The sequence below is a fragment of the Candidatus Hydrogenedentota bacterium genome (assembly GCA_035416745.1).
In the GTDB taxonomy this organism is placed as follows: domain Bacteria; phylum Hydrogenedentota; class Hydrogenedentia; order Hydrogenedentales; family SLHB01; genus UBA2224.
The window spans coordinates 22,198-31,681 of record DAOLNV010000069.1 but is presented as its reverse complement, the minus strand read 5'-3'; the positions used below and the strand labels follow the sequence as shown (position 1 = coordinate 31,681).

At 61.7% G+C, this 9,484-nt stretch carries 9 protein-coding genes; 8 read left to right on the top strand and 1 reads right to left on the bottom strand.

The window, feature by feature from the left end; translation table 11 throughout:
• The 4 genes from PLJ71_17340 to PLJ71_17325 form a co-directional block, all read left to right on the top strand.
• The coding region (locus PLJ71_17340; GenBank protein ID HQM50457.1) for a peptidase M14 at nucleotides 1-759 on the top strand (759 nt) is incomplete at its 5' end.
• A gap of 504 nt (nucleotides 760-1,263) precedes the next feature.
• The gene (locus tag PLJ71_17335; GenBank protein HQM50456.1) at nucleotides 1,264-1,680 is read left to right on the top strand and encodes a zf-TFIIB domain-containing protein; all 417 of its coding nucleotides are present in this window, start codon (nucleotides 1,264-1,266) and stop codon (nucleotides 1,678-1,680) included.
• 94 nt (nucleotides 1,681-1,774) lie between these two features.
• A complete protein-coding gene (locus PLJ71_17330) occupies nucleotides 1,775-2,338 on the top strand; it encodes a LemA family protein (GenBank protein HQM50455.1) in 564 nt (187 codons plus the stop codon).
• 76 nt (nucleotides 2,339-2,414) lie between these two features.
• Nucleotides 2,415-3,917, top strand: coding sequence for a M48 family metallopeptidase (locus PLJ71_17325; protein HQM50454.1), 1,503 nt, complete (start codon nucleotides 2,415-2,417; stop codon nucleotides 3,915-3,917).
• A 194-nt stretch (nucleotides 3,918-4,111) separates the two neighbouring features.
• On the opposite strand, the gene PLJ71_17320 is transcribed toward PLJ71_17325, so the two are convergent.
• Nucleotides 4,112-5,068 carry a carbon-nitrogen hydrolase family protein gene (locus PLJ71_17320; protein HQM50453.1) on the bottom strand — a complete coding sequence of 319 codons (957 nt, stop codon included), beginning with the start codon at nucleotides 5,066-5,068 and terminating at the stop codon, nucleotides 4,112-4,114.
• 335 nt (nucleotides 5,069-5,403) lie between these two features.
• Between PLJ71_17320 and PLJ71_17315 the strand changes: the two genes are divergently transcribed.
• The 4 genes from PLJ71_17315 (at nucleotide 5,404) to PLJ71_17300 (ending at nucleotide 9,470) form a co-directional block, all read left to right on the top strand.
• On the top strand, nucleotides 5,404-5,718 hold the full coding sequence (locus tag PLJ71_17315) for an ATP-dependent Clp protease adaptor ClpS (GenBank protein ID HQM50452.1): 315 nt from the start codon (nucleotides 5,404-5,406) through the stop codon (nucleotides 5,716-5,718).
• Between the two features lie 7 nt (nucleotides 5,719-5,725).
• Complete coding sequence (gene clpA, locus PLJ71_17310) at nucleotides 5,726-7,990, top strand: ATP-dependent Clp protease ATP-binding subunit ClpA (protein ID HQM50451.1); 2,265 nt, start codon at nucleotides 5,726-5,728, stop codon at nucleotides 7,988-7,990.
• 41 nt (nucleotides 7,991-8,031) lie between these two features.
• Nucleotides 8,032-8,748, top strand: coding sequence for a leucyl/phenylalanyl-tRNA--protein transferase (aat, locus tag PLJ71_17305; GenBank protein ID HQM50450.1), 717 nt, complete (start codon nucleotides 8,032-8,034; stop codon nucleotides 8,746-8,748).
• A 260-nt stretch (nucleotides 8,749-9,008) separates the two neighbouring features.
• Nucleotides 9,009-9,470 (top strand): RpiB/LacA/LacB family sugar-phosphate isomerase, encoded by a 462-nt coding sequence (locus PLJ71_17300; protein HQM50449.1) that lies wholly within the window; start codon nucleotides 9,009-9,011, stop codon nucleotides 9,468-9,470.
• Nucleotides 9,471-9,484 lie beyond the last annotated feature (14 nt).

Below are 9,484 nucleotides of genomic sequence, written 5' to 3'. Positions count from 1 at the left end.
CGCATCGAAACCGGTGAATTGTGCACGTCGGCCCGCGGACGGCGGGTCGAGTGGTTGCAGGTTGGCGCGCGGAAGGGCGATACCCGGCACCGGGTCGCGTTGTTCTGCCGCCATCACGCCTGCGAAACCATGGCGAACTTCGTGCTGGAGGGCGTGCTCGAGGCGGCGGTGGGTGACACCCCCCATGGCCGCTGGCTGCGCAAGAACGCCGTGATGCTGGCGGTCCCCTTTATGGACAAAGACGGCGTCGAGCAGGGCGACCAGGGAAAGAATCGTGCCCCGCATGACCACAATCGTGACTACATCGAACACAGCATCTACCCGGAGGTACAGGCAATCCGCGCGTATGTGCCGTCGTGGTCCGGCGGCAGCCTCGCCGTCGGGCTTGACCTGCATTGCCCGTGGATTCGCGGCGGCGCGGGCGCTCCCGGCGATAACGAACAGGTATTTTTTGTGGGCGGCCCTGACCATGAAGCGTGGGCGCGCGCGCAGGTGCTCGCGGCCATGCTCGAGTCCGTGCAGAGTGGTCCCATCGTCTATTCGCCGCGCTACGACATGCCCCACGGCGTGGGATGGAACACGGGCACGGGGAACTGTGCTCAATGGCTCGCGGGACTGGCAGGGGGACCCGCCGCCGCCACCATCGAGATTCCGTATGCCAACGCCGGAGGGACCCCCGTCACTCCCGAAACGGCACGGCTTTTCGGCCATGACCTCGCGCGGGCCATCCACCGCTACCTCCAAGAGAAGAACCGATGACGCGGGAAACACGAAGACCGAATCCTCCAGAACCGGATGAGACGGGAAACATCTTTGTGGATGGAACGGCGGCCCTTCATCGAGAAACGGGCCCCGGGCTGTGAAACAGTCTGCAAATCCCTATCAAGCTTTGCGGGAGCCGGTCTGGCGGAAGGTTTCGTGCAGACCTCATTGTGGAGGATGCCGTTTTCGTGGAACTCTAATCCGAGCAGAGGGCCACAAAGGCGCACTACAAGCGAATATTGACCTCTCTGCGCTTGACACGTATCAGACTCGGACGCTTGCCCAATTCTGGCGAGGCCTTGTTGAATGGCGGCATTTCCCGCATCATGAACGGGGAACTGAGCGGATTTCGCTTCGGCTCGGGCGCTATTTGCTCCATGTCCCCCGTGTCTACGTGTGAGACCCCCAATCGCCGAGTTATCCTGCGGTTGTTTTGATGTATCTCGCAATCGGGCCGCGGGTTGAGTAGAATGTTTTCGGGGCGAGTCTGGGAGAGTGGATATGCTGTGTCCGGTTTGCCGAGAGCCGATGATCATGCTGGAATATGCCGACGTGGAGGTGGATTTCTGCACGGAGTGTTCCGGGGTATGGCTGGATGAACAGGAGCTCGAGTTGCTTCTGGGCCTTGAGACGCCTGACGTGGCCAATCTGATTTCCCGGGGCGAGGAAGTCGCCGCCACCGAAGCAAAACGGCCCTGCCCTGCCTGCGATACGCCGATGCTCAAGGAAGCTTTCGGGGGAGGGTCCCCCATTGTCTATGATCGCTGCCCGCACAATCACGGGCTGTTTTTTGACAAGGGCGAATTGGTGGCGGTCATGGAGCATGCGCACAAATTCGCGGGCGGACGTGAAATTTCCGAATTCTTACGCAACATATTTGTAAAGGATGGTGAGTCGGAAACGGACGTCGAGCCATAGGCTCGGAGTCTGTTCAGGTTGGCGTGAGCGGTGAGAACAGGCCTGCAGCGCCCCGGCCGGGGTGGCGCGGCGCAACCGGGAAGAGGGTCTCAACATGAGTGTTGCCATGGTGTTTGTAGTTTTGGCGGTTATCGTGCTGGGCGGGCTGGGGTGGCTCGTGGGTATCTACAACGGGCTGGTCCGGTTGCGCAACGAAGTGAAGAATGCATGGGCGCAGGTGGACGTGCAGCTCAAACGGCGCTACGACCTGATCCCGAATCTGCTGGAAACCGTGAAGGGATACGCGAAACACGAGCGCGAAACCTTCGAGAAGATTACCCAGGCGCGCAGCGCGGCCATGAGCGCGCAAGGCGTAGCTGAGCAGTCGAAGGCGGAAAACCTGCTCAACCAGGCCCTGGGCGGCTTGCGGGTGGTTGTCGAGGCGTATCCGGAACTTAAGGCCAACACCAACTTTCTGGCGCTGCAGGAAGAGCTGTCCTCGACCGAGAACAAGATCGGTTTTGCCCGGCAGTTCTACAACGATCAGGTCATGAATCTGAACAACAAGGTTCAGATGTTTCCGAGCAACATCGTGGCGGGCATTTTCAATTTCAAGCTGGAAGAGTTTTTCGAGCTGGAAGAGCCTGCGGAGCGCGAAGCGCCCAAGGTGCAGTTCTAACTAACAGAGCGGCGGTGTCGTGGGCACCGGCTCGGGCGTGCCTGCCCGGGCTGTTTTCGAGAGGAAACAGGCGCCAATGTGGGAAGCCATACGCGGGAACAAGCGGAAATCCACTTATCTTGCCGCAACCATGTTCCTATTGCTTGGGGCGCTGGGCTTTTTCATCGGCATGTCCCTGTTTCCCGCTCCGGTGGACGTGGCGGCGGGCGGCCAGGTGTACCCCGTCCCGATTGCCGGAGGCCTTTTCGGCGTGGTGATCGCGGGCGGCATCTGGACGGTCATGACGGCGGTGGCCTATTACAACGGCGGCTCGATCCTCATGGCGGTCAGCGGGGCGCGGGAAATCCAGAAGCAGGACCATCCCCAACTGTTTAACGTGGTCGAGGAGATGACCATTGCGTCGGGCATGGGCAAGATGCCCGCCGTCTACATCATCGATGATCCCGCTCTGAACGCGTTCGCAACCGGCCGCGACAAGGAGCACGCGGCGGTAGCCATCACGTCGGGCCTTCTTTCGCGGCTGAACCGCGACCAGCTGCAAGGGGTCATCGCGCACGAAATGGGTCACATTGTCAATCGCGACATTCTGTTCATGCAGATGCTGGGGATCATGGCGGGCGCAATCGTCATGATCTCGGACATCTACGTGCGGGGCATGTTCTACTCGTCGGGTGGGCGGCGGCGGTCGCGGTCGTCCTCGAACGGCAAAGGCGGCCAGGCGCAAGCGCTCATGATGGTGCTGGCGCTGGTGCTGGCGATCCTGTCGCCGATTCTCGCGCAGTTTATCTACCTGGCAGCCTCGCGCCGCCGCGAATACTTTGCCGATGCCCAGAGCGCGGTCTTGACGCGCTATCCGGAGGGGCTCGCCTCGGCGCTGGAGGTCATTGAGCAAGACAGCCAGCAACTCGCGCGCATCAACCGCACCACGGCGCCGATGTTTATCTGCAACCCCTACAAGCAGAAGATGTCGGCGTTCAGCCTCATGCAGACACATCCCCCGACCGAGGAGCGCATCCGGATCCTCCGCGGCATGGCGGGCAACGCGTCGTTTGCCGAATACCAGCGGGCGTCGGAACGTGTGGGGGCGGCGGTTGGCGTGCCCGCCTCGGCGCTGGCCGCGGGCGCGGGCGCGGCCATTCGCGGCGCTCATGCCGAAGCGCAGCAAGCCGGAAAGACTGCCCAGAAGAAAGCGCAATGGCGTAAAGCCACGGACGCGCTGCGCAGCATCAACAGTTTCGTCTTCATTACCTGCGCGTGCGGGTTGCGTCTGAAACTCCCCCCTGATTTCAAGCGCGACACGGTCACATGCCCGAGATGCCACCGGGAATCGGCCATTCCGGTCGCCGCTGTGGCGGCGGCCAACGCGCTGGGTGATGCCGCGCAAACCCCGCCTCCGCCGCCCACGAGAGGACTGGCCACGGACGCGGAACCGCCACTGGTCGTGAAACGAAACCCCGGCGCGTGGACCACGTTCCGTTGCCGCTGCGGCGAGACCATCAACGTGGCTCCCGACGCTGACACGGACGCCGTCCAGTGCCGGCAATGCAAGCGCACGATTCGTATCCACGACGCGGCGTAATAAAGAAGGGAGAGCCGCACGCGGGGGGCCGCTGTGGGCCGGGGATTGTCCCTGCAGATTATCCAACCCGTGGACAATTTACAGGTTTGCCATGGCGAGCGGCGCTTGATAGTGCGAAATCTGCGCTTAATGAAATGGCCGGAGCGGTCGGAAACCCTGTAAATCCTTCATCTTACGGAAGATGTACGAGGTTGTCAGGCCGTTCCCTCGATATTGCCTGGGGCGTGCCGGTGGTCGAGGGCTCGCCTGAAGTAGTCGTCGAGCAGCTCGATTCCGAATTCCTTGATCATGTCGTTGATGGTGAATTCGGTGGTTTCGCTGCTGATGAGCACGGCTCCCAGGAGCCCGGGGTCGTGCATCTTGACCTTTGGCCCGTATTTGTCGGTCATGGCGCGGATTTTGTCCCAGTTGTAATCGAGATGGATCAGCGCGCAGTCCAGGTTCACGGTGGCGGTTACGCAGGAGAAATAGTTCGTCGTCGTTGCCAGGATCTCGCCCGCAGGGGAAAGGATGGCGCTGGGGAGGCCGGAGCACGCGCCCACGAAATGCGCCCGGCACGAGTATGCCCAGTACGCCTGCATCAGGCCGCCGTGGTACATGGACGAAAAGACGATGAGGTCGGGTCTCTGCGCGACGTATTTGAGGCGCAGCTCGTCGAAATTCAGGTCGAAACAAATGGCGCAGGCGACGCGGCCGAAGTCGCATTGAAACACGGGGGCTTCCGCGCCGTAGAGCATCCCCCAGCGAGTACGTTCCTCGATGACAAGATGGTTCTTGTTGTAGATGCCCGCGACCTTGCCGTTGCGGTCGATGAGCTGCGTCGAGTTCCGCCAGCTCCCGTCTTCGAGCGCCCGTGCGGCTGAATAGGCGATATAACATCCGTGTTCCTTAGCGGCGGCGGCGAACGCGTCGCGCACCTGGTCGCCCCGGATCTTGTAATACTCGAAGCGTTCCTCGTTGTTGTGGTCGGGAAACCGGTCGCATGCCTCGGGGACTACGATGAGGTCGGGCTTCTCGGGCAGAACGAGGGCAAGCTGCGCGCGCCAGTGCGCCAGCATGGCATCGACGGCCTCCTGTCCGAGCTTTTTCGCTCCGTCGTAAAAACGGACGGCCGGCGTGCCAAACGTACTGATGCGAACGGGATTAGCCATAGCATGTGTTCCTATAGGTCTTGAGACATGACCATCTTGAGAAGCTTCTGCAACCATTGACGCTCGCACGCAGTCTACGAGGGTTTGCGCCATTGTGCAAGCGAACATGAACTCACGTAAAGACACGGAGGACAAGGACGGAGGGCGAGTCTTCCCACTCGCCATTCCGCCCTCTTCGGTTGAATATTCTCATGGCGCGGGGCGGCTGCTGCACGGACCCGCCGAAACGGTGTAGAATAGAATAAACGAATGGCGTATCGCGTATTTGTAAGGGATAGAGGTGGCTGCGGAGCGCCGTTGCGCGCCGTGCGCCGGCCTGGAGTGGGCATAAGACCGTGCCGGAGTATGTGCCAGGGACAAAAGAAGGCGTGGGCGTCAAGCCGCGCGAGGAAACGAAGGTACCGCGCCGGTACAAGGTGCTGATGCATAACGACGACTACACCACGATGGAATTCGTCGTTCAGGTGCTGCAAGCGGTCTTTCGGCGCCCCCACCCTGACGCGGTGCGCATCATGCTCCGCATTCACAAGGGAGGCGTGGGCGTGTGCGGCGTCTACCCCTCGCAGATTGCCGAAGTGAAGATCGCCGCGGTGCACGACCTGGCCCGTTCGCACGGGTTCCCATTACTGTGCACCATGGAAGAGGAGTGATCGGGCCATGATCAGCCGGTCCGTCGAATTGGCATTGAGCTCCGCCATGCAGGAAGCGCGGCGGCGGCGCCACGAATATTTCTGCGTCGAGCATCTGCTTTACTCGCTCATGGACGACGAGTACGGCCGCGAAATTGTCGAGAATTGCGGGGGCGACCCGGACGCGATCAGGCGCGTCCTCGAGCGCTTCTTCGAGCGCGATCTCGAGAAGGTGCCCCGCGGCGCCGAGAGCCTTCCCGAACAAACGCTGGCGTTCGAGCGCGTAATGCAGCGGGCCATCGCACACGTCCACTACTCAGGCAAGAAAGAACTCGACGCCGGCGACCTGCTGGCGGCCATTCTCGAGGAGGAGGATTCCGACGCCAGTTTCTTCCTGCGTGAGCAAGGCATTGCCCGTCTCGACATTCTGACCTACATTTCGCACGGCATCTCCAAAGAGGAATGGGATGCCGAACCGGAAGAAGATACCGGGGAAGAAGGCGAAGAAACCGAGGAAACCGAAGGCGGCCGGCCCCGCCGCGACCCGCTCGAAGCCTTCACGGTCAATCTTACGGAGCGCGCGCGGAACGGCCTGATCGACCCCCTCATCGGACGCGAGGCCGAATTGCGCCGCACCGTGCAGGTTTTATGCCGGCGCCGCAAGAACAATCCCGTATTCGTGGGAGAACCCGGCGTGGGCAAGACGGCCATCGCCGAGGGACTGGCCCTTCAAATCGTCAGCAGCAAGGTGCCGGCGGTTCTCGAGGGCATCGAGATCCTTCGCCTGGACCTGGCGGCCATGCTCGCCGGTACCCGGTTTCGCGGCGATTTCGAGCAGCGCATGAAGGCGGTGATCGCGGCCCTTGTCCAGCGAAAGAACGTCATCCTTTTTATCGACGAGATCCACACCGTCGTGGGGGCGGGTTCGACGACCGACAGCACCATGGACGCGTCGAACATGCTCAAGCCCGTGTTGGCCTCGGGCGAGCTGCGCTGCATCGGCTCGACCACGTACGAAGAATACAAGCAGACCTTCGAGAAAGACCGGGCCTTGTCGCGGCGGTTCCAGAAGATCGAGATCGCGGAACCAACCATCGAGGAAACCGTGTTGATCCTGCGCGGTCTCAAGCCGCACTACGAGAAGCATCACGGCATCACCTACACCGATACCGCCCTGCGCGCGGCGGCCGAGTTGTCGGCAAAGCACATCAACGACCGCTGCCTCCCCGACAAGGCCATCGACGTCATCGACGAGGCCGGGGCGAGCGTCAAGCTTCTGCCCAAAGGCGCGCGCAAGACCATCCGTCCCGCTGACATCGAAGCGATCGTGGCTGCCATGGCCAAGATTCCCCAGCGGAGCGTTTCGTCTTCGGACCGCGAGCATCTCGCCGTGCTCGAGGCGGAGATGAAGCGCGTGGTGTTCGGACAGGACGACGCGATCCGCGTCGTGGCCACGTCGATCAAGCGTTCCCGGGCGGGGCTTGGCAACGAGGAGAGCCCTATCGGCAATTTCCTGTTCATCGGGCCGACAGGCGTGGGCAAGACCGAGGTCGCACGGCAGCTCGCGGCGGTGATGGGCGTTCATTTCGCGCGGTACGACATGAGCGAGTACATGGAGAAACACGCCGTGGCGCGGCTTATCGGCGCGCCTCCGGGATATGTGGGCTTCGACCAGGGAGGACTGCTGACCGACGAGATCCGGAAACACCCTTATTGCGTTTTGCTTCTTGATGAGATCGAAAAGGCTCACCCCGACATCTTCAACATTCTCCTGCAGGTCATGGACCACGCCACTCTGACGGACAACAACGGCAAACGCGCGGATTTTCGCAATGTGGTTCTCGTGATGACCTCGAACGTGGGCGCGCGTGACATGGCGGCGCGCACCATGGGTTTCGGCGATCGTGAGCTCGAGAGCGGCCAGGGCAAGGCCATGCGCGCGGTCGAGAAGACGTTCAGCCCTGAATTCCGCAATCGTCTCGACGCTATCGTGTCGTTCAACGCTTTGCCCCAGGACATCATCGAGCGCGTTGTAGACAAGTTTATCGGCGAATTGCAGGCCCGGCTCGTGGTGCAGAAGGTCACGCTGGGTCTTACGGACGAAGCCCGCACCTGGCTCGCCAACCACGGCTACGACCCCAAATTCGGCGCGCGGCCCCTCAAACGGCTCATCCAGACCGAGGTCAAAGATCGCCTGAGCGACGAACTGTTGTTCGGAAAACTCGAGAAGGGCGGCCGCGTGCTGATAACCGTCGACGGGGACGCCATCGCCTTCAAGTTTGAAGACGCGTAGGAGAATAGAGTGCGCGAACGCGCGTGCGGACTGTTCATGCCATGCCCATATTCCGATTAACCCGTGAATTAGTGTTTCCGCCGCCGCATCTTGCGGATGAAGACGGCCTGCTCGCCGTTGGCGGCGACCTGCGGCCCGAGCGGCTTCTCGCTGCGTATCAGGCCGGCATCTTCCCGTGGTACTCGGACGGTCAGCCGATCCTCTGGTGGTCGCCGGACCCGCGCATGGTCCTGTTTCCTGATGAGTTTCACTGTTCGCGGAGCCTGTGGAAGACCCTTAAACGGGGCGCGTTCGAGGTCCGTTTCGACACGGCATTCAAGAAAGTCATCGCGGCGTGCGCGGCAGCGCCCCGGAGTTATGGCGAAGGCACCTGGATCACGGGGGCGATGAAACGCGCCTACACGCGATTGCACGAATTGGGTTACGCCCATTCCGTCGAATGCTGGCAGGAGGGGTCCCTCGCCGGCGGACTCTACGGGCTCTCGCTGGGAACATGCTTTTTCGGCGAATCGATGTTCACGCAGGTCACGGACGCATCGAAGGCGGCGCTCTCGGCGCTGGTCGAGCTGTGCCGCGCATGGGACTTCGAATTCATCGACTGCCAGGTTCCGAACGGACATTTGTTGCGCTTGGGGGCGCGCGAGATCCCGAGGCCGGAATTCCTGGAACGCCTTTGCCGCAACCTCGAACAACCCACCCGCCAGGGTTCCTGGCGCTGCGTGGCTGTTAGAACCCGCGCGGTTCGTGACACGGAGTGAGTGGCCCGTTCCAGGAACGGCGTCCCCGGTGTCTTTTTGGCACAGGGCGGGGATTGACGGGGGTGCACCGGCGCATGCGCATGGGGAGCGGCGTCTGTTGGCCAGCCCGGGTGGGGCGTATTGCAGTGCGCCCGCGCGGTCCGCTTTCCCGAAGGAGCATTTTCCTTCGGCTATGATGTATCGTGTTGCCTTGAGATCCAAGCTGAAGGCGGCGCTGCTGAACGCCAGCTGCAACAAGTTCAGTTTCTAAGGAGTGAAAGATGAAGATCATCGTAGGCGCGGATGCATGGGGCGTGGACTTGAAGGACGCCGTGAAACAGCATTTGGCAAAGCACGGTCACGAGGTAGTGGATATCGGGGGTTCGGCGGGTCATGACCGCCCGTATTACGAAGTGGCCGCGGAGGCCGCGAAAAAGCTCCAGGCCGGAACGGCGGAGCGCGCCGTGCTCGTATGCGGCACCGGCATGGGCATGGCCATTGTGGCAAACAAGTTCAAAGGCATATACGCCAGCGTCATCGAAAGCGAATTCACCGCGCGCATGTGCCGCGCCGTAAACAACGCCAACGTGTTGACCATGGGCAGCATGGTGGTCGCCCCGTATGTCGCCATGCAATCCGTGGACGCCTTTCTGGCCACGGAGCACACCCAAGGCCTCGAAGATGTCGCGGATTTCCTCCACACCGCCCTGAAAGAAATCAGGAAGATCGAGGAAAGGTTGTAGGAGGCAGCCCTCAG